At 66.7% G+C, this 25880-nt stretch carries 20 protein-coding genes and 1 tRNA gene; 8 read left to right on the top strand and 13 right to left on the bottom strand.

What is annotated here, in order from left to right:
* Positions 1-72 precede the first annotated feature (72 nt).
* From DESPIG_RS07165 to DESPIG_RS07150, 4 genes are read left to right on the top strand one after another with little or no spacing between them, the layout of a single operon-like run.
* Positions 73-1110, top strand: a complete 1038-nt coding sequence (locus tag DESPIG_RS07165; protein ID WP_006006840.1) for a 3'-5' exoribonuclease YhaM family protein — start codon at positions 73-75, stop codon at positions 1108-1110.
* 7 nt (positions 1111-1117) lie between these two features.
* Positions 1118-1771 carry a dTMP kinase gene (gene tmk, locus DESPIG_RS07160; protein WP_006006837.1) on the top strand — a complete coding sequence of 218 codons (654 nt, stop codon included), beginning with the start codon at positions 1118-1120 and terminating at the stop codon, positions 1769-1771.
* A gap of 17 nt (positions 1772-1788) precedes the next feature.
* Positions 1789-2133 (top strand): hypothetical protein, encoded by a 345-nt coding sequence (locus tag DESPIG_RS07155; RefSeq protein ID WP_006006835.1) that lies wholly within the window; start codon positions 1789-1791, stop codon positions 2131-2133.
* Positions 2126-3454 carry a histone deacetylase family protein gene (locus DESPIG_RS07150; RefSeq protein WP_006006833.1) on the top strand — a complete coding sequence of 443 codons (1329 nt, stop codon included), beginning with the start codon at positions 2126-2128 and terminating at the stop codon, positions 3452-3454. Before DESPIG_RS07155 ends, DESPIG_RS07150 begins: the two co-directional genes overlap by 8 nt.
* Positions 3455-3762: 308 nt before the next feature.
* On the opposite strand, the gene DESPIG_RS07145 is transcribed toward DESPIG_RS07150, so the two are convergent.
* The 10 genes from DESPIG_RS07145 to DESPIG_RS07100 all read right to left on the bottom strand — a co-directional run bounded on the left by DESPIG_RS07145 (position 3763) and on the right by DESPIG_RS07100 (position 16294).
* Positions 3763-4203, bottom strand: coding sequence for a YqaA family protein (locus DESPIG_RS07145; protein ID WP_246118336.1), 441 nt, complete (start codon positions 4201-4203; stop codon positions 3763-3765).
* A 239-nt stretch (positions 4204-4442) separates the two neighbouring features.
* Positions 4443-6395, bottom strand: coding sequence for a molybdopterin biosynthesis protein (locus DESPIG_RS07140; protein ID WP_006006829.1), 1953 nt, complete (start codon positions 6393-6395; stop codon positions 4443-4445).
* 285 nt (positions 6396-6680) lie between these two features.
* Entirely contained in the window at positions 6681-7961 is a 1281-nt protein-coding gene (locus DESPIG_RS07135) for a molybdopterin molybdotransferase MoeA (RefSeq protein ID WP_006006827.1), read from the bottom strand.
* Positions 7962-8270: 309 nt separating this feature from the next.
* Positions 8271-9695, bottom strand: a complete 1425-nt coding sequence (locus DESPIG_RS07130; RefSeq protein WP_006006822.1) for an ATP-binding protein — start codon at positions 9693-9695, stop codon at positions 8271-8273.
* 1 nt (position 9696) lies between these two features.
* Complete coding sequence (locus DESPIG_RS07125; RefSeq protein WP_006006821.1) at positions 9697-10461, bottom strand: response regulator transcription factor; 765 nt, start codon at positions 10459-10461, stop codon at positions 9697-9699.
* A 166-nt stretch (positions 10462-10627) separates the two neighbouring features.
* The gene (locus tag DESPIG_RS07120; protein WP_006006818.1) at positions 10628-11137 is read right to left on the bottom strand and encodes a methylated-DNA--[protein]-cysteine S-methyltransferase; all 510 of its coding nucleotides are present in this window, start codon (positions 11135-11137) and stop codon (positions 10628-10630) included.
* Positions 11137-12294 (bottom strand): MFS transporter, encoded by a 1158-nt coding sequence (locus DESPIG_RS07115; RefSeq protein ID WP_006006816.1) that lies wholly within the window; start codon positions 12292-12294, stop codon positions 11137-11139. Before DESPIG_RS07115 ends, DESPIG_RS07120 begins: the two co-directional genes overlap by 1 nt.
* Before the next feature lie 122 nt (positions 12295-12416).
* The gene (locus tag DESPIG_RS07110; RefSeq protein ID WP_006006814.1) at positions 12417-13316 is read right to left on the bottom strand and encodes a hypothetical protein; all 900 of its coding nucleotides are present in this window, start codon (positions 13314-13316) and stop codon (positions 12417-12419) included.
* A 201-nt stretch (positions 13317-13517) separates the two neighbouring features.
* Positions 13518-13593: transfer RNA gene (locus DESPIG_RS07105), tRNA-Ala, on the bottom strand.
* A 163-nt stretch (positions 13594-13756) separates the two neighbouring features.
* The gene (locus DESPIG_RS07100; protein ID WP_006006812.1) at positions 13757-16294 is read right to left on the bottom strand and encodes a carbamoyltransferase HypF; all 2538 of its coding nucleotides are present in this window, start codon (positions 16292-16294) and stop codon (positions 13757-13759) included.
* Between the two features lie 136 nt (positions 16295-16430).
* Here DESPIG_RS07100 and DESPIG_RS07095 point away from each other — a divergent pair, with 136 nt between their 5' ends.
* Both DESPIG_RS07095 and DESPIG_RS07090 read left to right on the top strand, forming a co-directional pair.
* Complete coding sequence (locus DESPIG_RS07095; protein WP_040369652.1) at positions 16431-17003, top strand: cupin domain-containing protein; 573 nt, start codon at positions 16431-16433, stop codon at positions 17001-17003.
* A 67-nt stretch (positions 17004-17070) separates the two neighbouring features.
* Positions 17071-18771: an AMP-binding protein gene (locus DESPIG_RS07090; protein ID WP_006006808.1), complete on the top strand. Its 1701-nt coding sequence runs from the start codon at positions 17071-17073 to the stop codon at positions 18769-18771.
* A 77-nt stretch (positions 18772-18848) separates the two neighbouring features.
* Here the strand turns inward: DESPIG_RS07090 and thrC are convergent, their stop codons facing one another.
* Positions 18849-20258: a threonine synthase gene (gene thrC, locus DESPIG_RS07085; RefSeq protein ID WP_006006806.1), complete on the bottom strand. Its 1410-nt coding sequence runs from the start codon at positions 20256-20258 to the stop codon at positions 18849-18851.
* A 507-nt stretch (positions 20259-20765) separates the two neighbouring features.
* Positions 20766-21944: a pyridoxal phosphate-dependent aminotransferase gene (locus tag DESPIG_RS07080; protein ID WP_006006801.1), complete on the bottom strand. Its 1179-nt coding sequence runs from the start codon at positions 21942-21944 to the stop codon at positions 20766-20768.
* Between the two features lie 140 nt (positions 21945-22084).
* Here DESPIG_RS07080 and sfsA point away from each other — a divergent pair, with 140 nt between their 5' ends.
* Both sfsA and DESPIG_RS07070 read left to right on the top strand, forming a co-directional pair.
* Positions 22085-22873, top strand: coding sequence for a DNA/RNA nuclease SfsA (gene sfsA, locus DESPIG_RS07075; protein ID WP_006006799.1), 789 nt, complete (start codon positions 22085-22087; stop codon positions 22871-22873).
* Between the two features lie 295 nt (positions 22874-23168).
* Positions 23169-24449 carry a phenylacetate--CoA ligase gene (locus DESPIG_RS07070; RefSeq protein ID WP_006006795.1) on the top strand — a complete coding sequence of 427 codons (1281 nt, stop codon included), beginning with the start codon at positions 23169-23171 and terminating at the stop codon, positions 24447-24449.
* A gap of 524 nt (positions 24450-24973) precedes the next feature.
* On the opposite strand, the gene DESPIG_RS07065 is transcribed toward DESPIG_RS07070, so the two are convergent.
* Entirely contained in the window at positions 24974-25861 is an 888-nt protein-coding gene (locus DESPIG_RS07065; protein ID WP_006006791.1) for a sirohydrochlorin cobaltochelatase, read from the bottom strand.
* Between the last annotated feature and the right edge of the window lie 19 nt (positions 25862-25880).

The raw sequence follows: 25880 nt of genomic DNA, 5'->3' as shown, positions 1-25880 counted from the left end.
GGGCCTGCGGGGATACCCCGGAACCTCAGGAACATACAAGACGGGCGGCCTTTGGCCGCAGAGTCAGGATATATGCAAAAAGGCATCTTCGTCAAAGACATGGCGGCCCCCAACGAAGCGGAAGGCGTCTTCGTCATCACGCTGGCCGCACAGGGCAGCTCGCGCAACGGGCCGTACTGGCGGCTCGTGCTGGCCGACGCCAGCGGCAGCGTGGAGGCCAAGATCTGGTCGCCCCTGAGCGCCTCTTTCCCCGCCCTGCACACGGGCAGCTTTTTCTACGCCCATGGCCGGGTGAGCACCTTCCGCGACCAGCTCCAGTTCACGGTGGAGGAAGGCCGCCTGCTCTCGCCGGAAGAAGGCGCCGCCCTGGACCTGGCCGACTTCATGCCCGCCAGCCCCTACCCGCTGGATGCCATGATGGACGAGCTCATGGGCCTGATCCGCGAGGAGTTCCGCTATAAACCCTGGCGCAAGCTGGTGGACGGCGTATTCAAAAATGAGGAGCTGCGCGAGGCCTTCCGCACCTGCCCGGCGGCCAAGGGCGTGCACCATGCCTATGCGGGCGGCCTGCTGGAACACACCCTGAGCGTCTTCAAGCTCTGCCGCCGTCTGGCCGACCAGTATCCCGAGCTGGACCGCCAGACCCTGCTGGCCGGGGCCCTGTTCCACGACTTCGGCAAGATCCGCGAATTCTCCGGCGGCATCGCCAACGATTATACCGACGAGGGCCGTCTGCTGGGGCATCTGGAGATCTGCGTGGAGATGCTGGCCCCCTATCTGGAAAAATCGGGGCTGGAGCCCGAGCTGCAGCGCCACCTCAAGCATCTGGTCCTGAGCCACCACGGCACGCTGGAGTTCGGGGCCGTGCGCGTGCCGCAGACCGCCGAGGCCCTGGTGCTGCACTATGCGGACAACATCGATGCCAAGATGGCCCAGTGCCGGGGCCTGTTCGCCCAGCTGGGCGAAGGCGAGAGCTGGACGCCCTATCAGGCCACCCTGGGCCGGGCCATGCACCGCTGTATGCAGACGCCGGTGGAAGAAAAAGTCGAAAAAAAGCCCCGTGCTTCCCGGAAGGCCTCCGGGGATGACGGGATGCTCTCCCTGCTGTGAGGCTGCCATGTTCATCACATTCGAAGGCATAGAAGGTTCGGGCAAGACCACGGCCCAGCAGCTGCTGGCCCTGGAACTGGAAAAGCGCGGCCACGACGTGCTGCTGACGCGCGAGCCGGGCGGCTGCGGTCTGGGGCGCGCCCTGCGTCCCATCCTGCTGGACGCCCGCAATGCCGGCCTGTGCAACCGGGCCGAGCTCTATCTCTTCCTGGCCGACCGGGCCCAGCATGTGGCCGAGATCGTCCGTCCGGCCCTGGAAGCCGGGCAGATCGTCATCTGCGACCGCTATACCGACTCCACCCTGGCCTATCAGGGCTACGGCCGCGGCCGCGATCCCGACCGCCTGCGCCGGGCCAACGACCTGGCCACCGGCGGCCTGCAACCGGATCTGACCCTGCTCTGCGACCTGCCCGTGTCCGTGGGGCTGGAGCGCGCGGGCCTGCGCAACCGGCGCGAGGGCACGGTGCTTTCCGAAGGCCGCTTCGACAGCGAGAGCCTCAATTTCCATGAGCGCGTGCGCCAGGGCTATCTGACCATCGCAGAGGAAGAGCCCGACCGCATCGCCATCATCGACGCATCGCAACAGCCCGAGGACGTGGTGCTGCAATGCCTCTCCGCCGTGGAGCGGCATCTGAAGCGGCGCGGCAGCGGGCTGGAATAAGACGTAAGGATATTGCCATGAGCGAACTGTATACCGTCACCGCCGAGGAAGGCCGCCTGCGCTTCCTGCCCCGTACCGATGCCGCTCTGGAGCAGGCCGTGCTGGACGAGAGCCCCCTGCCCGGCTGCGAATTCGTTTCCCGCCTGGGCGATCCCGGGCTGCTGCACTGCGTGGTCTTCCGTCATGAACAGAAGCCCGGCGGCGTCTTCGTGGTGGAAGACGACAACGGCCTGCTCTTCGCGGCCGTGGCCGAGACCAACCTTGCCTATGCCATGGCCCTGGGCCGCCTGGGCAAGATGATCTCCTATGCGCGCTACAGCGCCGACATCTTTGCCGAAAACATGCTGGACGACGATGACTGATCCCCTGAGAGCCCGTAACCGGCTGGGCGTGGTCTTTTTCCCCGCCTTCGACTGGGCCATCTCCGCCACCCATCCCGAACGTGAGGAGCGCCTGCTCTACACCCGCGACCAGCTGGCGGAAGAAGGCCTGTTCGACATCCCCGGCATCACCGAGTACCGCCCGGAGCTCGCCACCAACGCCCAGGTGGAGCGCGTGCACTTCTGCCTGCCCTCCACCGGCGCCGTGGTCACCGATTCGCACCGGGCCTCGGCGGGCGGGGCCATCACGGCCGCTCGTCTGGTCATGGAGAAGAAGGAAGACAAGGCCTTTGCCCTGGTGCGTCCTCCGGGCCACCACGCCATGCGCGTGACCCACGGCAACCGCGGTTTCTGCAACATCAACAACGAAGCCGTGATGGTGGAATACATCCGTGACCACTATCCGCATCCCACGGGGCGGCCCCTGCGCATCGCCATCGTGGATACGGACGTGCACCACGGCGACGGCAGCCAGGACATCTTCTGGAACGACCCGAACACCCTGTTCATCTCCCTGCATCAGGACGGCCGCACCCTCTATCCGGGCACGGGCTTCCCGCAGGAATGCGGCGGGCCGGGCGCACTGGGCCGCACCATCAACATTCCCCTGCCGCCCGAGACCTCGGACGAGGGCTACCTCTACGCCATCGAGCACGCCGTGCTGCCCATGCTGGCGGACTTCAAGCCCGATCTGGTCATCAATTCCGCCGGGCAGGACAACCACTTCACGGATCCGCTGGCCAACATGAAGCTCTCGGCCCAGGGCTACGCGGCCCTCAACCGCGCCCTGAACCCGGACATCGCCGTGCTGGAAGGCGGCTACGCCATCCGCGGCGCCCTGCCCTATGTGAACCTGGGCATCTGCCTGGCGTTGGCCGGTCTGGACGCGGGCGACATCCGCGAGCCCCAGTGGCGGCCCGAGAGCACCCGCCAGAAACAGAAGATCAGCGACTACATCGCCCGCCTTTGCGACGGCCTGCTGGAGCTGTACCACAACCCGCCGTCCGTGCCGCAGGAAGGTGAGGAAGAGAACGGCTGGTGGACGCGGCGCAAGCATATCTTCTACGATACGGACATGCTGCGCGAGAGCCAGCGTGAGAGCTGGCGTCTGTGCCCGGACTGCTCCGGCTTGGGCTGTTTCGAGACCAGCTCCGAGCGCGTGGCCCGTTCCCTGTGCCTGCTCATCCCCCGCCACGCCTGCCCCCGTTGCCGCGCCGAGGCCGAGGCCCGGGCCGCGGCGGCCCGCAAGGCCGGCCTCCATGCTCATGTGCTGGTGCTGGACGGCGACGCCGCGCTGAGATAGGCCGCGGAACGATGCCTACCGTCGGACGCTGACTGGCGAAGATATCGAGGGGGCGGGGGGAACTTTTCCTGGCGGAAAAAAGTTCCCCCCGCCCCCTCAAACTCCTCCACCCCCTTCAAAAACCGCTTATAGGGGCATTTGGGGATGACGCTCTAAGATGAAGGAGAAGCATAGGAATGGCGTAACGATGCATCTTTTTGAAGTGCATCAGCGCAAAGTCTATATCTTCCCTGTCCGACTGATCACCTTATAGAAAAGGATACTGGGATGAAAAAAAGGACGCCTTCGGGCGTCCTTTTTTTCGTATATCACCAGAGCGCCAGGGCCACACCGGCCACCACCAGATAGCGGCCCAGTTTGGCCAGCACCACCAGGAGCAGGAAGGAGGGTAGGGGCTCGCGCAGGGTACCGGCCACCAGGGTCAGGGGGTCGCCGATGACGGGCATCCAGCTGCACAGCAGGGTCCAGCGGCCGTAGCGGTGGTACCAGCCTTCGGCCTTGCGCAGGGATTCCGGCGAGAAGGGGAACCAGCGGCGGTCCTGGAAGCGGGTGAGATAACGGCCCAGCCACCAGTTGACGGCCGAGCCCGCGCTGTTGCCCAGGGTGGCCACGGTGATGAGGGCCCAGACCGGTTCCCCGCTCTGCACCAGCAGGGTGGCCAGCAGCAGTTCCGACTGCGCGGGCAGCAGAGTGGCCGCCACCAGCGCGGTGAGGAACAGGCCCCCGTACAGGGCCAGCAAGGTCAGCATCCACGGCCTCCTGCGGGACATATCTTTAAGATGAGCCCCTCAGGAGCTCCTGCCGCTTGTCGTAGGACGTTTGCGTCACCAAGAGACAACTGCGGCGCCATCGGCCAGTGCCGTACGGAGTTTTCCTCGCACTTCCCTGCCAGCGCGCGTCATGGCGGAGGAAGCAACGGGGGAAGGCGCTTGTTCCGGCTGTGAGCCATCGGCACCATCCCCCGCTGCCTCCCCAACACTATCCCGGCCTAGCGGCCGTCGTATTCCCAGATGACCTGACCGGTCTTTTCCACGCCGTAGCCGCCCAGAGCGGCCACTTCCTTGCGGAAGGCCTCGGAGCGGATGACATCCAGCAGGGCGAGGATGCGCTCGTCCTCGGCGTAGCGCTGCGGGATGACCAGATCGTATTCCTCCACGCCCACGGGCACGAAGTCCAGGCCCAGGGCGCAGGCCGCAGCGCGCACGGCCAGACCGGTGTGGGCGCGGCCGGAGAGCACGGCGGCGGCCACGTTCATGTGCGTGTATTCCTCGTCCTCATAACCGGCCAGCTGCTGCGGACGGATGCCCAGCTGCTTCAGGCGGTAATCCAGCAGCACGCGGGTGCCGCTGCCGCGCTGGCGGTTGATGAAGCGCACGTCCTCGCGGGCCAGGTCGGCGATGTCATGGATGCCCATCGGGTTGCCGGGGGCCACGATGAGGCCCTGTTCGCGGTCCACCAGACGCACCAGCAGCATGGGCTCGCCCTGGAGGTTGTCGCGCAGGGCCTGACGGTTGTAGACGCCGTCGGCATCGTTGAGCAGATGGCTGCCCGCAAGATGGCACTGGTGGCGCTTGAGGGCCATGAGGCCGCCCAGCGAGCCCACATGGGCCGAGGCCAGACGGAAGCGAGGATGCTCGCGGCGCAGGAAACTGTCGATGAGGTCCAGGGTGTTGTCGTGGCTGCCGATGGCCAGCAGGGTGCCTTCCACCTGCTGGCGGGGGCGCAGCAGCTGCACCTGCACGGGCTCGTCACGGCTGATGCCCTCGCAGTCGCGGGCCACGCTGATGATGCCGTCGGCCCGGCTCAGGCTGGTGACGGTGCCCGCGCCGCGCGGCAGGGGCACGGCAAAGAAGGTGTCGTCCACCCGGCCCAGTTTGACGCGGATGCGTTCTTCCATGCCGGGGCGGGAGGGCAGCGGGTTGACGGGCAGGGCCGTGACCGTTTCGCGATGGGCCAGGCAGCGCTTCTGGAGCAGGGCCAGCAGGGGCTGGACGAACTCTTCCAGGGCCACGATGGCCGAGACGGGATAGCCTGGCGAACCGATGATGGGCACCCCGCGCACCATGCCGAGGGCCGTGGGCTTGCCGGGCATGACGGCCACGCCGTGGGTCAGCAGCTCGCCCTTGTGGGCGATGACGTCGGCGGAATAGTCGTGGCTGCCCGCCGAGGAACCGGCGTTGAGCAGCACCAGATCCGCTCCCTGGTCGATGGCCGCGTCGATGGCCGCGCTGATGGCTTCGGGATCGTCAGGCACGATGGGCAGGGTGAAGGCCTCGCCCCCGGCCTCCTGCACGATGGCCGAGAAGATGTAGGAGTTGAACTCCGGCAGGCAGCGGCCCGCGCACAGGTCTTCTTCACGGGCCTCGGTAAGGGGCACGATCTCGGTACCGCTGGGGATGATGCCCACGCGGGGCTTTTTGAACACCAGCGGTTCCAGCACGCCGCCCGCGGCCAGCGCGCCCAGCTCGTAGGGGCCGATGCAGACGCCGGGCGGCAGGATGATCTCGGACGCCACCATGTCTTCGCCCAGCTTGCGCACATGCTGCCAGGGGAAGGCGGCCTTCTCGATGACCACATGCCGGCCGTCGGGCTCGGTGTTGACGTTCTCCACCATGACCACGGCATTGGTGCCCGCAGGCAGGGGATGGCCGGTATTGATCCAGAACGCGTCGGTGCCGATGGTCAGGCGCAGGGGCCGCCGGGTGGAGGCGGTGAAGGTGGATTCGGCATTGACGGCGATGCCGTCCATGGCCGCGCCGTGGAAGGCCGGGGAAGAACGGCGCGCGGCCACGGGCTCGGCCAGCACGCGGTGCAGGGCCGCCGACAGGGGCACGCGCTCCGTGGCCAGCTCGCGGCCCTCGGCACTGATGCGGTCCAGCCAGCCCTGACGGGCGGCCTCCACGGTCTGCAAAGTCAGATAGGTATGACGTTCGCGTTTCATAAATATCTCCCAATATCTCGAAGGGCGGCCGGAAGGGCTTCCCGCCGTATGCGGGACGTGTGCCCCGGCGAAAAAATTTTTTGCTGACAACTCCCCGGAACGGCCCTGACGGGAAAGGTCCATCGGCCGGACGGGATGGTGTCGTGTCCGGCCGGATATGCGGAACGTTTTTCGCAGTCGTTCCGCGTCGTTTCTAATAAAGCGCGCTGGGGAGGGGTGGGGAGTTTGAGGGGAGGGGACACCCTCTCGCGCCAGGCGAGGGGGGCCCTTCCCCTCAAGAAAAAACTACGACAGCAGCTCCACGCGCACCCGTTCCCCGGCGGTGAGGCCTTCGCGGTTCTCGGCGCAGATGACGAGGCCGTCGGCCTCCACCAGGCCGGAGACCACGCCGGAAGGCTTCATGAGCGGCTGGGCCAGCCAGTCCACATCGGAGCAGTCCAGGCCCTGGGGCAGCCAGGCGGCCTCGAGGGCCGCGGCGCTGGCGGGCACCAGCTTGACGCGGATGTAGTCGCGGCGGCCCTGGGCCGAAGCCACGGCACGGGTCAGGCGGGCGGTGAGGGAGGGGACGAGCTCGTCCCCGGCGCTGCCTTGCAGATGCTCCAGCAGGGGCACGAGGAAGGCGCGGGCGCAGACCAGGGCGCTGCTCACATGGCCGGGCAGGCCCATGAGGCATTTGCCGCCGCTGCGGGCCAGGATGAAGGGCTTGCCGGGGCTGATGGCCACGCCGTGGGTCAGCAGCTCGCTGCCGGGCACGGAGGTGAAGACGTCCACGGTATGGTCGCGCATCCCGGCGGAAGAACCTCCGGAGACCACCACCACATCGGCCTCGTCCAGCGCGGCCAGCACGGTACGGCGCAGGGCCTCGGCGTCGTCGCGCACCAGACCGGCCAGCGTCGGGCTGGCACCGGCACTGCGGCACAGGGCGGCAAGGCTGTAGGAATTGACGTCCCGCACCTGGCCGGGGCGGGGTTCGCTTTCGATGGGCACCACCTCGTCACCGGTGGAGATGATGGCCACCCGGGGCGCACGGCGCACGGCCACGTCCTGCTGCCCGAAGGAGGCCAGCAGGCCGATCTCCTGCGGGCGCAGCTTGCGGCCCGCGGGGATGATGCAGTCACCGGCGGCGGCGTCCTCGTCGCGCATGACCACATGGTCACCGGGGGCCTGGGTGCGGGTGAGCTCCACCATGTCCCCGCCGGCCGGGCGGGAATATTCCACCATGACCACGCAATCCGCGCCCTCGGGCAGCATGCCGCCCGTGAGGATGCGCGCGCACTGGCCGGGCTGGAGGCTGATGTCCGGCACGGCGCCCATGGGGCAGTCGCCCACGCATTCCAGCAGGGCGGGGGAACCTTCCTGCGCGCCGAAGACATCACGGGCGCGCACGGCGAACCCGTCCACGGTGGAACGGTCGAAACCGGGCAGGTCGGCAGGGGCGTGCAGGGCTTCCGCCAGGCGGCGGCCCAGGGCTTCCGTCAGGGGGACGGTCTCCGCGGGCAGGACGGGCAGGGCGCGCAGATGCCCCAGCACGGTCTCCACGGATTGCAGGGTCAAAAAGTTCTTCATGGCTTCTCCTTGTGCACCGGCGTGACGGGCCGGACGGCAGAAAAGCATACCGCAATGCCTGCCGGGTGCAAAGCCTTTGCTGCTCGCGGCACAGAGGAGAGAGGGCGGCAGCAGGACGTGCGGCCGCTCCCGCCGGGGAAGACGGCCCGATGCGGGGACGCCGTCACGGAAGGCAGGGAGCGTGAGGCCGCAGGCCGTGCAGGGCCGTGCGCCGGGGATGCGGCAGGACGCTGGACAAAGGGGACGCCGGGGCCGTGACCGCTCTGGAAGCTCCGGCCGTCAGCGCGGGGCTCGTCCGGCGCTCCCGTCCTACAGGCTCTCCGTCTCCATGGCCGAACGGTACAGGCACAGGCGGGCGCACAGGCCGCCTTCGGGCCGGTTGTGCAGGCTCAGTTCCCCGCCGTTGCGGCAGGCCATGCTGCGGGCGATGCTCAGGCCCAGGCCGCTGCCGCCGGTGTGGGGGCTGCGGGCCTCGTCCAGACGGAAGAAGGGCTCGAAGACCTGTTCCAGCATCTCGGGGGGGATGCCCGGGCCGTCATCCAGCACGTCGATCTGCAGGACATCGGCTTTTTCAAGGAGCCGGATGCGGACGCTGCCGGAGTAGCGCAGGGCGTTGTCCAGCAGGTTGGAGAGGCAGCGGCGGAAGCTGTTGGGCCGCACCGTCCAGGGCCGGGCGCAGCTGCCTTCGAGGCTGACGTCCTGCCCCATGTCCTGCCGGTCGGAGACCAGGCTGTCCAGCAGGGCGTTCATGTCCATGCGCACGGCGGCCTCGTCGCGGGCGCTGCCGCGGGTGAGCTCGGCGCTGTTGGCCATGATGCCGCCCAGGATGTCGATGTCTCCCAGCAGCTTGGCCCGCAGGGGGGAGGCGGGGTCCATGCTCTCCACACGCAGGCGGATGCGGGTCAGGGGGGTGCGCAGGTCATGGGCCACGGCGGCCAGGATGCGCTCGTGCTGTCCCACTCCGGCGCGGATGCGCTCCTGCATCTTGTTGAAGGCCCGGGCGGCCTCGCGCACTTCGGTGGGGCCGTCTTCGGGCAGGGGCGCGGTGTAAAGGTTGCGCCCGAAGCTCTCGGCCTTGCCGGAGAGCACCCGCAAGGGCCGCACCACGCGATGCACCACCACGAGGATGAGCAGGATCAGCAGGCCCGCTTCCAGCAGGAGCATGGTCAGGGAGGCCTGGCTGGGGGAAAAGTCATAGGCGTCGCTGCTGATGACCACGCACAGCCACTTGCCGTCGTCCAGGCGCACGCTCACCCGGCTTTCGTACACATGCGTCCAGGGCACATGGCGGCGCAGGGTGGGGTTCATGCTGTCGGCCACGTGCACGCGCTGGACCTCGGTCAACATCTCGCGGGTGTCCAGATCGGTCTCGATGCTGTTCAGGTTCTTGCGCAGGCGGTCACGCAGGTACAGGGCTCGCTCGTCCTGCGCCTGCCGGGCGGGATTGGGGGCATCGCTCAGGCTCAGGTGGACCACGTCCAGCCGTTCCAGGCGCTCCAGCAGGGAGCGCTTGTACTCGAAGGGCTCGGAGTGCAGGAGCTGGAGGGAGAGGGCCAGGCTGTTGGCCTGCTCCAGCAGGGCGGAGCGCGCCGCCTGCCGTTCTTCCACCAGCTGGACCGTGAACGTGGCCACGCCATGGAGGAAAAGGATGCCGCCGATGAGCATGCCCGCCAGCTGTGCGGAAAGCGTGGTGGAGGACAGGCTGCGCAGCAGACGGGCAAGGAGGGCGCGCATGCTATTTTCCGGGCATGATGGGGGCATCCACGGGCAGGGCCGGGCGCACGAACTGCGGGCGCACGTCCGTGGCCAGCACGTAGCCGTCGCCGCGGACGGTCTTGATGAGCTGGGGCTCGCGGCCGTTGTCGCGCAGGCGGGTACGCAGACGGCTGATCTGCACGTCGATGCTGCGGTCATAGGGCACGGCATTGCGGCCCTGGGTGCGCTCCAGCAGCTCGTCGCGGCTGAGGACCCGCTGGGGGTTCTGCAAAAAAATCTCCAGCAGGCGGTATTCCGTGCCGCTCAGGGAGACCACCACCCCGTCGGGCGCCACCAGATGGCGGGCGCTGCGGTCCAGCAGCCAGCCTGCGAACTGCAGGGGCGTGGTCTCGGGCTGGTCGCGGCGGGCGCCGCCCTCGGTGCGGCGCAGCACGGTACGGATGCGGGCCAGCAGCTCGCGGGGCTCGAAAGGCTTGCTCAGGTAGTCGTCGGCGCCCAGCTCCAGGCCTACGATGCGGTCGGTGATGTCGCCCAGCGCGGTGAGGAAGATGACGGGCACCGTGGACTCGGCGCGCAGGTTGCGGAACAGCTCCAGCCCGTTCATGCCGGGCAGCATGATATCCATGACGATCAGGCTGCAGGGCACGCGACGCTGGATCTCGAGGAACTCCGTCGCATTCCCCGCCGTACAGGTGGAAAAGCCGTTGCGGCGCAGATAATCGGAAAGCAAGGAGCGGATTTCCTCGTCGTCATCGACGATACAGATGGTATGGATCGTATTCATGGTCCGCACTCTGGGGCTGAAGGACAGGATATTGTGACAAAGTATGTCATACTTTTACTGTCATTTTGCAGTTCTGTATCAAAAACGACAGTAAAGATACGAACTTATCCATAATACTTGCACTCGCGACAGGAGGCAACCGCCGGAGTGGGGCAGGGGGCGGACGTCAGCGATCTTCCGGCATGGGCAGCCCCGCCTCCAGACGCAGCAGGAAACGCTTGATGTCCAGGCCGCCGCTGTAGCCGCCCAGGCCGCCACCGGCGGCGATGACCCTGTGGCAGGGGATGACGATCATCAGGGGGTTGCGGCCGTTGGCCTGGCCCACGGCACGGCAGGCCCGCGGGCTGCCCACGGCCGCGGCCAGCTCGCTGTAGGAGCAGGTCCGCCCGTAGGGGATGTCCTGCAGGGCCCGCCAGACGCGCAGCTGGAAGGGCGTCCCCCGCGGGGCCAGCGGCAGGTCGAAGCGGCGCAGGCGTCCCGCGAAATAGGCCGCCAGCTGTTCCCGGGCCTCTTGCAGCAGGGGGCTCGCCACGGGCTGTCCCGGCAGGGCGATGCCCCCGGGCGGGCAGCAGGCCGGATCCGGGGACGGGCATGTCCTGTCCAGGGCCACCAGCCGCCCGTCTTCTTCCGTGAGCCAGAGCGGGCCCACGGGGCTTTCCAGACCGGCGACCAGCATTATGCGCGGTCCTCGGCAGCGTCGTCACGCAGGCGCAGGGAGGCCAGCGCCCCCAGGGCCGCCACGGGTACCAGGCAGGCCATGGCCGTGCCCAGCCCGCCGAAATTGTCCGCGATCCAGCCCAGCAGGGGCATGGCCATGCCGCCCAGGGTCATGGGCAGGCCCAGGGTCACGCCCGAGGCGAAGCCCATGTTGCGGGCCAGCAGCTTCTGGCCCAGCACCACCATGGAGCTGAAGGGCGCGAACAGGCCCACGGCCAGCGGAGCCAGCAGCAGGGCCGCCAGCCACATGCTGTCCACCCAGGCGAAGGCCAGGGCCGCGGGCAGGGCCAGCCACCACGACAGGCGGATGATGCGGGCATAGCCGATCCTGTCGGCCAGGAATCCGCCCAGCACGTTGCTGCTGACGCCGCAGACGCAGAAGAAGGCCAGCATCATGGCGCCGAATTCCTTGCTCTGGCCGAAGACGTCATGCCAGTACATGGGGATGTAGGTATTGAAGCCCAAAAAGAGGATAGAGCGCGAGGCGATGACCAGGGTCAGCACGCCGAAGGCATGCCAGTCGTTGCGGGGTTCGGCCTGTCCGGCGGCGGCGCGGCTTTGGGGGATCTGGCGCTGCCAGCCGCGCATCTGGAAAAAGAGGAACGAGGCCGTGCACAGGGCCAGCAGCAGGAACACGGCCGTGCCGTGCAGGCCCGCCACGAAGGTGGCCCCGGCCACCAGCAGCGGCCCCACCACGAAGCCGCTGTTGCCGCCCACGGAAAAGATGCTCATGCCCGCGCCCTTGCGATCGCCGGAGACGAGGTTGGCATAGCGGGCCCCCTCGGGATGGAACAGGGCGCCGCCCACGCCGCAGAGCATGAGTGTGAGGAAGATGGCCCAGTAACTGTCCAGAAAGCCCACCAGGCCCAGGCTGCCGCCCGCCAGCAGCACGGCCAGCGGCACGAACCAGGAACGGGCGTATTTGTCGGCCAGATAGCCGAACACGGGCTGCACCAGGGAAGAGGTGGCCGAATAGGCGAACATCAGGGCGCCCGCGGCCTGATAGTTGAAGCCGTGGGCCGCGGCCAGATAGGGCATCAGCGAGGGCAAGGCGCCGCCGTTGAGGTCGCAGCTGAGGTGCCCCAGGGAAATGAGCAGTATTTTACGAAGGTCCATGCCTGTCTCCTGCGGGATGTTTGAGGCATGGGCATAGCGGGCGGGGCAGGCGTCGTCAAGGGAGGCGGGCACGAAAAAGGGCCGCCCGAAGGCGGCCCGGAAAGACTGGTCAGCTACGGTGCCTAGCGGCGCGGGGGCTGCTTGGCTTCCATGCTGTAACGGTAGATCTCGTGGACTTCTTCGGTGTAGCCGGGGTAGAAGCCCTTGCCCATGCCCAGCACGATGCGGGCACCGCGGTTCATGTGCACCAGCAGGTCGCCGGTGGAGGGATCCACGCACAGACCTTCGATCTCGCCCTGCTTGATGGCTTCGTCGAAGACCTTTTCCATGTACACATGGGCGTTGCTGTCCGAGGTGATGTCGATGCGGTACAGGTGGTCGGGCTCGTTGTCGTCGGCGGTGCCATCGTCAGCGGTCATGAACAGGGAGCCGTTGTAGTAGAACACGCCCTGCACCCACTGGGGCACGGGCTGCAGGTGCACCTTGCGCAGGTAGTTGCCCTTGAGGTCGTATTCGTACAGATGGCGGCCGCTTTCTTCGCCCACCCAGGAGCACATCCACACGGTCTTCTTGACCGGGTCCACGGTGATGCCGGAAACTTCTTCCTGGCCGGACTTGGGCTCGAACTTGAACGTGCGCTTGAATTTCAGGGTGTTGGCGTCATGGATGGCGATCTGGATGTCCTTGCCCACGCCGTCCATGAAGTTTTCGGCGCCCACATAGATCTCGCCGTTGTAGACGTCGATGTCACCGATGTGGTTGGAGGGGATGGAGTAGCCTTCGAAGGGCTTTTTGTTCTCGGCCACCAGTTTGCCGTTCATGTCGTACTTGTACAGGGCCTTGCTGCAGCTCACATAGATGAACTTGCCGTCGCAGGCCACGCCCTGGCGACCGGCCACGGGCATGACGCTTTTCAGGGTGTAGGTGTACTTGGCACCGGGGATGGGCTTGGCCTGGGCGGCGGGCAGGGCCACGCACAGGGCGCAGAGCATTGCCAGGGAAGCGAACAGTCCTTTCATCATCTTCCTCCTTCTTTGGGCCGGAACATCGCCGGACCTTTCCTTCCTAGTAGCGCGCTAAGGGAAAAAGGGCAACGGTGGAAGACGGGCTCCCTGAAAATGTCACAGAATGACACAAGGGCGTCATATGGCGGGGATGGGAAAAACGGCGGGAGCCGAAAACGAAAAAAGGGTCTGCGTTTCCGCAAACCCTGATTTCCTTTTTGGTGGAGCTGAGGAGAATTGAACTCCTGACCTCTTGAATGCCATTCAAGCGCTCTCCCAACTGAGCTACAGCCCCTCGGCAGAAATGCATACTGCCCCAAAAGACCCTGCCTGTCAACGAAAAAATCAAAAAAAGTGATTTTTCTTTTTTATCCTTTGATTCCAATAAATTAAATGGGAAGCGCACAGCGGGCGTCCCGCAGAAGGGTTTTTCCGGACCGTCATGGACCGTCTACGGACTACTCCAGTTCCGTGGGCAGACCGGCCCGCAGACAGGCCTGGGCCCAGGCGGCCTGGCCCAGGGCGATGCCGCCGTCACCGGGCGGCACTTCCTGCTGGCACAAGGGCGTGAGGCCGTGCGCCGCGAGCAGCAACGGCAGCAGACGGGCCAGCAGGGCGTTCTGCATGACACCGCCGGACAGGCCCACCACGCGCACGCCGGTGGGCCCGGCGGCCCTGACGGCCAGGGCCGCGAAGCCCTGCGCCAGCTGCCAGTGGAATCGGGCGGCCAGGTCTTCCACCGGCAGGCGGTGGCGTTGGGCCAGCACGGCGGCGAACAGGGCCGGGCCGTCCAGTTGCCAAAGACCGCCCTCCTCCGTCAGGGGCAGGGCGGACAGCAGCTCGTGCTGCGGCTGCGGGGCCCGCAGCTCTTCCGGCCCCATGCGCCACCACTGTTCCGGCAGGGGACTGCGGGCGGCGGCATCTTCCAGACGGATGGCGGCCTGTCCTTCATAGGTGATGTGCGTGCACAGGCCCAGCGCGGCGGACACGGCATCGAACAGGCGTCCGGCGCTGGAGGTGGAGGGACAGTTGAGGCCCCGGCGCCACATCTCGCTGACCGCCGTGACGGCCATGGCCTGCGGGGCACGACGGACATCGTCCCCGCTCTCGCCGCCGGCCGTCCAGATCCCGGTCAGGACTTCGGGGGCCATGCCGGTCTGCAAAGCCAGGCCCAGGGCGATGCGCCAGGGCTCGCGGATGGCGGCCTCTCCACCGGGCAGGCGGAAGGGCGCAAGACGGCCCAGACGCTGCCAGCGGGGCGCGTCCAGCTCCATGAACAGCAGTTCCCCGCCCCAGATGCTCTTGTCCGTGCCCAGGCCGGTGCCGTCCAGGGCCAGAGCCAGGGCCGGGCCGGTGTGGCCGTGTTCGGTGAGCACGGAGGCCGCGTGCGCCGCATGGTGCTGCAGATGCCAGAGGGGCAGGCCCTCGCGCCTAGCCAGTTCCGTGGCATGGCGGGTGGAGAGGAAATCTGGGTGCAGGTCGCAGACCACGGCGGCGGGCCGCACCTCCAGCAGATCCTGCAGGTGGCGGGCCACTTCCTCATAAAAGCCGAAGGTGGGGGCGTTCTCCAAATCGCCCACATGCTGGCTGACGAAGGCCTCGTTGCCGCGCGTCAGGCAAAGCGTGGCCTTGAGCTCGCCGCCCGCGCCCAGCACGCAGGGCAGGTCGCTGCCCCAGGCTTCGGGCAGCATCACCGGGCGGGGCACATAGCCGCGTGCCCGGCGGTAGAAAAAGGGCGTCGCGGCGGGTTGTTCCCCGTCGGCGGGCAGGGGGCGCACACCGGCCACGCTGTCGTCCACGCGCACCAGGATGTCACGGTCGTGCAGCAGCCAGGCATCGGCCAGATGCGCCAGACGGCGCAGGGCCTCGCGGTTACCCAGACAGATGGGCTCGCCGCTGGCATTGGCCGAGGTCATGACCAGTACGGGCGCGGGCTCTCCGGCCGCGGCGGTCAGGCGGACGAGCTCGTCGAAAAGGACGGCATGCAGGGGAGTGTAGGGCAGCATGATCCCGATGGCGGCGGTATCCGGCGCGATGGACGGGGGCAGGCAGCCCTTGCGGGCCGGGCAGAGCACGATGGGCTTTTCCGGGCAGAGCAGCAGGGCCTCGTGCTCCGGGGGAAGGTCGCACAGCTCCCGGGCCGTGGCCAGATCCGGCACCATCAGGGCCAGCGGTTTGTGCGGACGCCGCTTGCGTAGGCGCAGCAGGGACACGCTGCGGGCGGAGCGGGCGTCACAGGCCAGCTGGAAGCCGCCCAGGCCCTTGAGGGCCAGCAGACGGTCGTCCCGCAGCAGGGCGGCCGCCCGTGCCACGGCATCCCGCATGGACGCTTCCGACGGCAGGGTCTCCGGGCCGGGCCAGCCCGCCGGAGCGCTGTCCGGGGGCAGGGTGCCGCCGGGCGGGAGCAGCGGGTTGTCCACCAGCCACAGGTGCGGTCCGCATTGCGGGCAGGCCACGGGCTGGGCGTGGAAACGCCGGTCCAGCGGGTCGCGGTATTCGGCCTCGCAGCGGGGGCAGAAGGGGAAACAGGCCATGCTGGTGGTGGCACGGTCGTAGGGGATGGAGCGCGTGATGGTGTAGCGCGGCCCGCAGTTGGTGCAGTTGGTGAAGGCATAGCCGAAGCGCGGGTTGCCGGGCGTGTGCATGTCGCGCAGGCAGTCCTCGCAGATGCCCACATCGGGGCTGACCAGCACGCTGTGGCCGGCATGGCCGTGGCTGGCCACGATGACGAATTCCGTCTCGCCGTCCACGGTGGGCAGGTCCGTGACCTCCAGCCGGGTGAGCCGGGCCAGGGGCGGCAGCTCCCGGCGCAGGCGCACGGCAAAGGCATCCACCTGTTCCGGGGGGCCCTGCACCTCGATGCGCACCCCGTCAGAGGTATTGCCCACGCTGCCGGAAAGGCCGCCTTCCACGGCCAGCCTGTAGATGAAGGGGCGGAAGCCCACGCCCTGGACCTGTCCTGCGGCCAGTAAGGCCGTACGTTTGTGCTGTGTCATGGGACGAGCCTAGCGTTTTTTCGGCGTTTGCGCTACGCACGGACTGCCGCCTTGCGGGGCCATGAGACTTTATGATATTTTTCAGAACACTTTTTTACCCTTGGTTTTTCTGCACAGGCTGCAACAGGAGACAGACATGGCCGGAAAAAGCAGTGTCGGAAAGCGCATCCGCACGTTCCGCGAGGAAAGGAACGTGGATCTTGAGACCTTGTCCCAGAATACGGGACTGACCGTCAATTTTCTGGAACGCATGGAAAATGACGAGATATATCCCACCATCGGCCCCCTGCAGAAGGTGGCCCGTTCGCTGGGCGTACGCCTGGGCACCTTCCTGGATGACCAGTTCACCCGCGATCCCATCATTTCCCGCATAGACCAGCTGGGCAGCGTGGACCCCGCCATGCACACCGGCCGCACCCCCCGTTCCAGCTACATCTACCAGGCGCTGGGCAAGGGCAAGAGCGACCGCAACATGGAGCCGTTTTTCATCGAGATCTATCCTGACAAGGATGACGCAAGGAAGACCATCTCGCACCAGGGCGAGGAATTCATCCTGGTACTCAAGGGCGAGCTGATGGTGGTCTACGGTCGTGAGACCTATTACCTGAAGGCCGGCGAGACCATCTATTACAACTCCATCGTGCCCCACTACGTGGGCGCGCACGGCGACGACCCGGCCCAGCTGCTGGCCGTGACCTACACGCCGTAGTCTCCGTCGTTCCCCGGCCCTTTTGCGTACACAGCCCGCGCTCCCGCGCGGTATATGAGGATGATCCATGGACGAGAAAGTGCGCCAGCGCCAGGCGCTGTTCGAACTGCGTGAAAAGACCCTTGGCCAGATCCTGGACGAGACGGTGGCCCGCATCCCCGACAAGGAAGCCATCGTCTATGCCGACCGCAACTACCGCCAGACCTGGCGCGAGTTTGCCGATACCGTCGATCTGTTCGCCAAAGGACTCATGGCGCTAGGCGTGCAGAAAGGGGAAAAGGTGGCCGTCTGGGCCAGCAACGTGCCCTACTGGGTGACCTTGCAGTTCGCTACGGCCAAGATCGGGGCCATCCTGATCACGGTCAACACCAACTACCGCGAACATGAGCTGGAATACCTGCTCAACCAGTCGGAGTGCGAGAACATCTTCATCATGGACAGCCTGCGCGACCATGATTACATCGACACGCTCTACACTCTGGCCCCCGAGCTGCGCTACCAGAGCCGCGACCGGCTCAACTTCGCGCGCCTGCCGCATCTGCGGCGCGTCTGTTTCCTGGGCGCGGAGAAGCACCGCGGCATGTATTCCGTGCCCGAGATCCTGTCCATGTCCGTCATGACCGATGATGCCGAGTACCAGGCCCGGCAGGACAGCCTGGACCCCTGGGACGCCATCAACATGCAGTACACCTCCGGCACCACGGGCTTCCCCAAGGGCGTCATGCTGACCCATGTGGGCGTGGGCCTCAACGGTTACTGGATCGGCCGCAACCAGCGCTTCACCGACGAGGACCGCGTTTGCCTGCCCGTGCCGCTCTTCCACTGCTTCGGCTGCGTGCTGGGGGTCTCGGCCTGCGTCAACCACGGGGCCTGCATGGTCATCCTCGAAGCCTACAACCCCCTGCATGTGCTGGCCGCCGTGGACAGCGAACGCTGCACGGCCCTGTACGGCGTGCCCACCATGTTCCTGGCCGAACTGGAACACAAGATGTTCAAGCGCTTCGACGTCTCCAGCCTGCGCACGGGCATCATGGCCGGTTCCGTCTGCCCCGAGCCGCTCATGCGGCGCGTGGTGGAAGACATGTACATGAAGGACATCACCATCTGTTACGGCCTGACCGAGGGCTCGCCGGTGATGACCCAGTCCGACCCCGACGACCCCCTGCACCTGCGCTGCGAGACCGTGGGCTGCGCCATGCCCGGCATCGAGGTGCGCATCGGCGACCCCGAGACCTGCGAGGAACTGCCGCGCGGCGAAGTGGGCGAGATCCTGTGCCGCGGCTACAACGTCATGAAGGGCTACTACAACATGCCCGAAGAGACGGCCCGCACCATCAGCCCTGACGGCTGGCTGCATTCCGGCGACCTGGGCACCATGGACGAGAACGGCTACGTGCGCGTCACCGGCCGTATCAAGGACATGATCATCCGCGGCGGCGAGAACGTCTACCCGCGCGAGATCGAGGAATTCCTCATGGGCATGCCCGGCGTGCTGGATATCCAGGTGGTGGCCGTGCCCAGTCGCAAGTACGGCGAGGAAGTGGGCGCCTTCATCATCGCCCGGCCCGACGTGCCCGTGGCGCCCGAAGACGTGCGCGCCTTCTGCCGCGGCAAGATCGCCTGGTACAAGATCCCGCGCTACATCGCCGTGGTGGACGGGTTCCCCCTGACCGCCAGCGGCAAGATCCAGAAGTTCAAGCTGCGCGAGATGGCCGCCGAGTGCTGGCCCGAAGCCATGGCCGAGCCGGACCCCAAGGCCGCCAAGTAGCGTAATACGCTTGTTATGAAAAAAGCCCCTTTCCCGTCGGGAAAGGGGCTTTTGACGTTTTATGGAGGAGCCGGAGGCTACTTGCGGCTCAGGCCCAGGCGGGCCACCACGGCATCGGCGCCCATGCGGGCGAAGGTGGCCACGTCCTTGCCTTCGCGGGCGCTTTCGGGCAGCAGCAGTTCGGGCTTGTTGGAAAGCCCGGCCTGGGGCTTGACGCCGTAGGCTTCGGGGAAGCTGTCGTTGAAGTACATGTCCTGGAAGCCGGAGAACTTGAGGGCGTGGGCCGTGGCATCCAGCACGGCGTGCTCGTCATCGCCCACCAGGCCCAGCGCACGGGCGTTGACCAGACCGGCCAGGCATTCGCCGCCCTGGGTGCAGGCGATGTGGCCGTGGCGGTTGGCCACGATCATGGCGTCCATGATCTGCTGTTCGGTCACCTGCACCACCTGGAAGGCCTTTTCGCCGCCCTTTTCGATGAACTTCTCGGCCAGGCGCTGCACGCGCGGGAAGGAGACCGGGTTGCCGATCATGGCGGCCTGGGCCACGCTGGGGGTGACGGTCACGGGCTGCCACACGCGGGCGTCCTTGGGGGCGGCATAGTAGCGGTACACGGGGTCGGCGTGTTCGCTCTGCACGCCGAAGACGCGCGGCAGGCTGGTGATGATGCCCAGTTCCAGCATCTTGAGGAAGCCGGACATGACGGCCGTGATGTTGCCCGCGTTGCCGATGGGCACGAAGATGCACAGGCCGGACACGTCCCAGCCGTACCACTGGGCCACTTCATAGGCGTAGGATTCCTGGCCCAGGATGCGCCAGCTGTTCTTGGAGTTGAGCAGGGCCACGCGGTAATTCTCGGCCAGATGCTCCACCACCTTCATGCAGTCGTCGAACACGCCGGGCAGTTCCAGCACCGTGGCACCGCTGCCCAGGGGCTGGGAGAGCTGCTGCGGGGTCACCTTGCCGTGGGGCAGCAGCACCACGCTCTTGAGGGGCGCGCCCACATAGGAGGCATACAGGGCCGCGGCGGCGGAGGTGTCGCCGGTGGAGGCGCAGACGGTCAGCACCTCGTCCCACTGGTGGCGGCGGCAGAGCCATTTCAGATAGCTGAACGCACAGGCCATGCCGCGGTCCTTGAAGGAGGCGCTGGGGTTCTGGCCGTCGTTCTTGTAGGCAAAGGGCACGCCCACACGGTCGCGCAGGGCCGGAGCGGCTTCCACGATGGGGGTCAGGCCTTCGCCCAGGTAGACGATGTCTTCCTCGTCCAGCAGGGGCGCCAGCAGTTCATAATAACGGAAGATGCCGCGCAGGGCCGTGCTGCGGGTGGAGGCGCGGCGGTCGAAGATCTCGCGCCATTCCGCGCCGCTGCGCTGTTTCAGTTCGTCGAACTTGGTGTTTTCCAGCAGGAACACGCCGCCGCAGGACGGGCAGGTGTAGAGCAGGCTGTCACCGGGGTAACGCTGGCCGCAGTGCAGGCACACATATTCCATCTGACCGCGATAGGCGGGAAAATCACTCTGGCACACGGGATAATCTCCTTGCAGGGACAGGATGAGGAAAGGAGTTTTTTACCATCCTCTCCCGTGACTTGTCGAGAGGGCAGGCAGGGACGGGGGAGGCGCGGAAGGTGTTTTTGCGGGGGAGGGGAGGCCCTTTTGCCCATGCGAAAAGGGCCTCCCCTCCCCCGGGCCCCCACCCCTCTCCAAACGCATGTTATCCGAGTGGATGGCGGGCGGCGTGGCATGATGGCCGTGCCCCGCTGCCGGTCCCCCGGCAGGAAAAAATGAAAAAAGGAGGGGCTCCTGCAGGAGCTCCTCCTTTGAGGGATGGCTGTTGCCCGCGTGGCGGGTACAGCCGGGCATTCATAGGAGCGCTTTTTACGGGAGGGCAAAACTCCTTCAAATAAAGCGCGCTGGGGAAAGGGAGGGGAGTTTGAGGGGAGGGGGAACCCCTCTCGCGCTAGGCGAGGGGTTCCCCCTCCCCTCAAGAAACATCCTCTACCGCAGCTGGGACAGGGCGTCGCCGATGCGCTGCAGGGCGTCGCGCAGGGTGTCGTCGCTGACGGCGTAGGAGAAGCGGATGCAGTTGTCGTCACCGAAGGCGGCACCGGGCACCACGGCCACGCGGGCCTTGTCCAGCAGCCAGGTGCAGAGCTCGGTGGAGTTCTTGACCGTGCCGCCGAAGCATTTGCGCACGTCCACGAACAGGTAGAAGGCGCCGTCCGGGCAGGGGCAGGAGGCGAAATCCCAGCCGTTGATGATGTCCATGGCCAGGTCGCGGCGGCGCTGGAAGGCGCCGCGCATCTCGCCCAGGAAATCCAGAGGGCCGGTAAGGCCAGCCAGGGCGGCCTTTTGCGAGATGGAGCAGATGTTGGACGTGCAGTGGCCCTGCATGCTGGACATCTTCTTGATGATCTCGGGATGGGCCACCACATAGCCCACGCGCCAGCCGGTCATGGCGAAGCTCTTGGAAACGCCGTTGAGGATGGCCACCTTTTCGGGATTCTTGGCGAAGTGGTGCACGGCGCTGGCCATCTTGGCCGGGGCGAAGACCAGCTGGTCATAGATCTCGTCGGTCAGCACGTAGACGTCGCGGCTGTCGGCCCAGTCCAGGATGGCGGCCAGTTCCTCGGCATTGTAGACGGCACCCGTGGGGTTGCTGGGCGTGTTGAGCACCAGCAGCTTGGTCTTGTCGGTGCACTTGGCGTCCAGCATCTCGGGCGTGACCTTGAAACCCTGCTCCAGCGAGGCCTGCACGATGACGGGCACGCCGCCGGCCAGCTGGATGGTGTAGGGATAGCTGACCCAGTAGGGGGCGGGCAGCAGCACTTCGTCACCGGGGTTGATGGAGGCCTGCATGAAGTTGTACAGGGCATGCTTGCCGCCGGCGGAAACGATGGTGCATTCGGGGGCGATGTCCTCGCCGTAGAATTTTTTGAAGTAACCGCCCACCGCGGCCCGCAGCTCGGGGATGCCGGGCACGGCCGTGTAGCGGCAGAAGTTGGCGTCGATGGCGGCCTTGGCGGCCTCACAGATATGCTTGGGGGTGGGGAAGTCCGGCTCGCCCACGGCCAGGCTGGTGACTTGTATGCCCTGGGCCCGCAACTCCATGGCGCGGGTGTTGACGCTGAGGGTCAGCGAGGGCTTCATGGTGCGCACACGTTCGGAAATCTGCATAGGGTGCTCCTTGCCTGGAATAGGAGTGGCCGGACTGCGGCGCGCCCGCTCCGGTCACGGCGCAATAGCCTATCAGGTTCATATCTGACTGTAAACGAGGGCCCTTCGCTGCGGCCCCGTATCCCTTTCAAGGATGGTCCATGGAAAAAACACCGTTGCTGCCCCTTCCCCAAGGCTGTGTGGTGGGGCGTTTCATCAGGCGTTACAAGCGCTTCAGTGTGGAGATGCTGCTGGACGGCCAGAACGTCTGGGTGCACAGCAACAATTCCGGCAGCATGCTGGGCCTGACCCTGGCCGGGGCCCCGCTGCTGGCCTCGCCCGCGGCCAATCCGGCGCGCAAACTGCCCTATACGCAGGAAGCCGTCTGGCTGGCCGAGCGTGCCGTGCCGCCCCTGCCCGGCGGGGAGGATGACACGGACGGGCCCGCCCCGGGCCGGGGCTTTTGGGTGGGCGTCAACACCAGCGTGCCCAACCGCATGATAGAAGCTGCCTTCCATGCCGGGCGGCTGGACTTTGCCGCCGGATATACGCAATGCCGTCGGGAGGCCAAACGCGGCGAGAGCCGCCTGGATGCCTGCCTCACCGGGCCGGATCTGCCGCCCCTGTGGGTGGAGTGCAAGAACGTGACCATGGTGGAAGACGGCGTGGCCTGCTTCCCCGATGCGGCCACGGAGCGCGGCCAGAAGCATCTGCGCGAGCTCATGGACATCGTGCGCTGCGGCGAGCGCGCGGCCATGTTCTATCTGGTGCAGCGCCCGGACGGCCATTGCTTCGGTCCGGCGGACGTGGTGGACCCCGCCTATGCGGCCCTGTTCTATGAGGCGATGGATGCCGGGGTGGAGATCTATCCTTACCGCGCCTCGGTGAGCCCTGCCGGTATCGAGCTGGAAGGCCTGCTGCCCGTGGCGCCCCGTCCCGCCGGGCTGTGATGTCCTTCTGCCGGGGGGATCCGATGGAGAGGGACGCGGGGCTCATCCCTATGGCGCACCCGACGGAGCGTGAGCGCCCCTTCCCTTCGCCTGTTCCTCCCTGTTGCCCATTGGGGCAAAAACGCGCACAATGACGGGCGGCGAACTGTGGCGGGCGCTTTCGGCCTTTCCGGCTGGAAAACGCTCAGCCGGTTGCCGTTCCCGGCACAGGGCAGATACCGTCTTGCGGCGATGTGTCCCGGCGGCTCCCTGTGGTGCCTGTTGCCCCGGTCCATGATCTCAAGGAGACAGTTCCATGACTCACCGTTTCATCCCCCGGCTTTCTCCCGAAGAGATCGCCCGCCAGCAGCTGGAAGGCCTGCGTTTCACCGTGCGCCAGGCCTTCAAGTCCCCCCAGTACCGCAAACGTCTGGAAGCCTGCGGCGTCACGCCCGACGACATCACCTCGCTGGACGATCTGCGCCGTCTGCCCACCGTGGACGTGGAAGACCTGCGCGAAGGCTATCCCCTGCCCCTGCTCTGCGTGCCCGAAGAGGAAGTGGTGCGCATCCATGCCTCCAGCGGCACCACGGGCAAGCGCAAGATCCTGGCCTACACGGCCAATGACGTGAACAACTTCACCCTGCAGATGGCCCGCTGCTACGAGATGGCGGGCCTGACCCCCATGGACCGCATGCAGGTGGCCGTGGGCTACGGCCTGTGGACGGCCGGTGCGGGCTTCCAGCTGGGCAGCGAGCGCTTCGGCATGCTCACCATCCCCGTGGGCCCCGGCAACCTGGAGATGCATCTGCAGCTTTTGCGCGACATGGGCTCCACCTGTTTCGGCGCCACGGCCTCCATGGCCCTGCTGCTGGCCGAAGAAGTGGAGCGCGCCGGTATCCGCGACAAGCTCAAGCTGCGCAAGGTCATCTGCGGCTCGGAGATCCGCAGCGAAAAGATGCGCCTGGCCATCGAGAGCAAACTGGGTCTGGAAAGCAGCTATGACATCGCGGGCATGACCGAAATGTACGGCCCCGGTACAGCCATCGACTGCGACGAGCACAACGGCCTGCACTACTGGGCCGACATGTTCATCATCGAGATCCTCGATCCCGAGACCCTGCAGCCCGTGCCCGAAGGCGAAGTGGGCGAGATGGTGGTCACCAGCCTGCGCAAGGAGGCCGTGCCCCTGCTGCGTTACCGCACCCACGACCTTTCCCGCCTGCTGCCCGGCGACTGCCCCTGCGGCCTCAGCATGCCCCGCCATGACCGCATCCTCGGCCGTTCCGACGACATGATCATCTACCGCGGCGTCAACATCTACCCCGGCCAGATCATGGACGTCATCGGCGCCTTCCCCGAGCTGGGCGGCGAATATCATGTGGAACTGACCCGCGACGACCGCTCGCTGGACCACATGACCCTGACCGTGGAACGTGCCCAGGGCGCCACCTCCGGCGGCGATGCCCAGCTGGTGGCCGCGCTAGAGCAGCGTCTGCACAAGTCCCTGCTGGCCCGCGTGGCCGTGAAGCTCGCCGACCACGCCAGCCTGCCCCGTACCTTCAGCAAGTCCAAGCGCGTCACCGACCTGCGCTAGGCGGTGGTCGTTTTTTGAGGGGGAAGGGGGCCCTTTTTGAAAAAAGGTCGCCCCTTCCCCCCTCAAGCTCCCCCCATCCCTCCCAAAAACTTTTATTCGGATCAGTGACGGCCCGCCCGATCCCGGCGGGCTCTCTTCGTGCGTCCGTCCCCCGGTCGCACGGAAGAAGGGCGGCAAGTGGGCGGAGTGGTGAGCGGCTGCTTTTCGGTATCAAGAGGAAGGAGCGGCCTTCAGGGGGAAACGGACGTACCGTTTTCGGCACACCGGAACAGAGCCAGTAAAAAAGGACGCCACGCGTGGCGTCCTTTTTTGCTAGCTGAAAGATGTGATGCCGCACCTGCGGTCGTCCGGCTGGCGGGGGGGCGGGATGCCTGTCCCGTGCCGGATGCCCTGGCCTTCAGGCAGCGACGGGGACCATCCGGCCGGACCGGAGAAAAAGTTTTAGGGGGGAAGAGGGGGTTCCAGGGGGAGAAGGGAGACCCTTTTCCAAAAGGGGCCCCTTCTCCCCCTGGCGGCATCTTCTCTTACTGCTTCAGCAGATCGTCCCGGCTGTCGCGGGCATGGCGCACGAAGACTGCGCGCACGCCGGGCAGCTCGCCCAGACCGGTGAGCACGGGGCGGGGGGTGAGGCCCAGGGCGCGGATCTGCGAGGCCCAGGAGTCGGGCTCGTCACCGGCCAGGTCGTTACGGGCGTGGTCCCCGGCCACCACCATGAAGGGCTGGAGCCAGATGACGGACGCGCGGCTGGTCTTGATGGCGGCAAGCACCTGATCGAAACCGTGCGAGCCTTCCACCGTGGCCAGCACGGCCAGGTTGTCGGCAAAAGAGAGGGTGGAACGCATGCCTTCGATGACCATGTCGCCCCGGCCGTGGCTCTGGCCGTGGCCCATGAGGGCCAGCAGCTCGCCGGGCTTGCGCTGGCCTTCGGTGGCGCCGAGGACTGCGCGGCAGACATCTTCGGCGTCCTGCCGGGATTCCAGCAGCGGGCGGCCCAGATAGACGGCCTTGAACGTATCGGGGTGACGGGCCAGCCAGCTGACGAGCAGGCGCTCCATCTCGCTGAATTCCTCACCGGCCACCACGTGCAGGGACTGGACGCGCACCACGTCCACCTTTTGCCGGGCCAGCTCTTCCAGACCGGCGGTCACGTCACCGATGTGCACGCCCCTCTTTTCCAGCTTGGCCCGGATGATGCTGGAGGTATAGGCCCAGACCACGGGGCTGTGGGGGAAGGCGGCCTTGAATTCCTTGTCGATGGCGGTCAGGGCCGGCTGGGCCTCGGGCACGCTGGTGCCGAAAGCCACCAGCAGCAGGCCTTCCTTCTGGGCCGCCAGGGCAGGCAGGGCCAGGCAGAGGGTGAGCAGCAGGGCCAGCAGCGTGGAGCGCAGGGGTGTTGTGGGGATGTGACGCATGGAACCTCCTCAATGACGC

The sequence above is a fragment of the Desulfovibrio piger ATCC 29098 genome, from assembly GCF_000156375.1.
GTDB lineage: Bacteria > Desulfobacterota > Desulfovibrionia > Desulfovibrionales > Desulfovibrionaceae > Desulfovibrio > Desulfovibrio piger.
The sequence above is the reverse complement of the archived record's forward strand: the minus strand, read 5'-3'. Positions and strand labels throughout refer to the sequence as shown.

Bases quoted from the DNA above. Each gene is read 5' to 3' on its own strand.
- DESPIG_RS07165 (WP_006006840.1), top strand. From the start codon at position 73: ATGCAAAAAGGCATCTTCGTCAAAGACATGGCGGCCCCCAACGAAGCG.
- tmk (WP_006006837.1), top strand. From the start codon at position 1,118: ATGTTCATCACATTCGAAGGCATAGAAGGTTCGGGCAAGACCACGGCC.
- DESPIG_RS07155 (WP_006006835.1), top strand. From the start codon at position 1,789: ATGAGCGAACTGTATACCGTCACCGCCGAGGAAGGCCGCCTGCGCTTC.
- DESPIG_RS07150 (WP_006006833.1), top strand. From the start codon at position 2,126: ATGACTGATCCCCTGAGAGCCCGTAACCGGCTGGGCGTGGTCTTTTTC.
- DESPIG_RS07145 (WP_246118336.1), bottom strand. From the start codon at position 4,203: ATGCTGACCTTGCTGGCCCTGTACGGGGGCCTGTTCCTCACCGCGCTG.
- DESPIG_RS07140 (WP_006006829.1), bottom strand. From the start codon at position 6,395: ATGAAACGCGAACGTCATACCTATCTGACTTTGCAGACCGTGGAGGCC.
- DESPIG_RS07135 (WP_006006827.1), bottom strand. From the start codon at position 7,961: ATGAAGAACTTTTTGACCCTGCAATCCGTGGAGACCGTGCTGGGGCAT.
- DESPIG_RS07130 (WP_006006822.1), bottom strand. From the start codon at position 9,695: ATGCGCGCCCTCCTTGCCCGTCTGCTGCGCAGCCTGTCCTCCACCACG.
- DESPIG_RS07125 (WP_006006821.1), bottom strand. From the start codon at position 10,461: ATGAATACGATCCATACCATCTGTATCGTCGATGACGACGAGGAAATC.
- DESPIG_RS07120 (WP_006006818.1), bottom strand. From the start codon at position 11,137: ATGCTGGTCGCCGGTCTGGAAAGCCCCGTGGGCCCGCTCTGGCTCACG.
- DESPIG_RS07115 (WP_006006816.1), bottom strand. From the start codon at position 12,294: ATGGACCTTCGTAAAATACTGCTCATTTCCCTGGGGCACCTCAGCTGC.
- DESPIG_RS07110 (WP_006006814.1), bottom strand. From the start codon at position 13,316: ATGATGAAAGGACTGTTCGCTTCCCTGGCAATGCTCTGCGCCCTGTGC.
- DESPIG_RS07100 (WP_006006812.1), bottom strand. From the start codon at position 16,294: ATGACACAGCACAAACGTACGGCCTTACTGGCCGCAGGACAGGTCCAG.
- DESPIG_RS07095 (WP_040369652.1), top strand. From the start codon at position 16,431: ATGGCCGGAAAAAGCAGTGTCGGAAAGCGCATCCGCACGTTCCGCGAG.
- DESPIG_RS07090 (WP_006006808.1), top strand. From the start codon at position 17,071: ATGGACGAGAAAGTGCGCCAGCGCCAGGCGCTGTTCGAACTGCGTGAA.
- thrC (WP_006006806.1), bottom strand. From the start codon at position 20,258: ATGGAATATGTGTGCCTGCACTGCGGCCAGCGTTACCCCGGTGACAGC.
- DESPIG_RS07080 (WP_006006801.1), bottom strand. From the start codon at position 21,944: ATGCAGATTTCCGAACGTGTGCGCACCATGAAGCCCTCGCTGACCCTC.
- sfsA (WP_006006799.1), top strand. From the start codon at position 22,085: ATGGAAAAAACACCGTTGCTGCCCCTTCCCCAAGGCTGTGTGGTGGGG.
- DESPIG_RS07070 (WP_006006795.1), top strand. From the start codon at position 23,169: ATGACTCACCGTTTCATCCCCCGGCTTTCTCCCGAAGAGATCGCCCGC.
- DESPIG_RS07065 (WP_006006791.1), bottom strand. From the start codon at position 25,861: ATGCGTCACATCCCCACAACACCCCTGCGCTCCACGCTGCTGGCCCTG.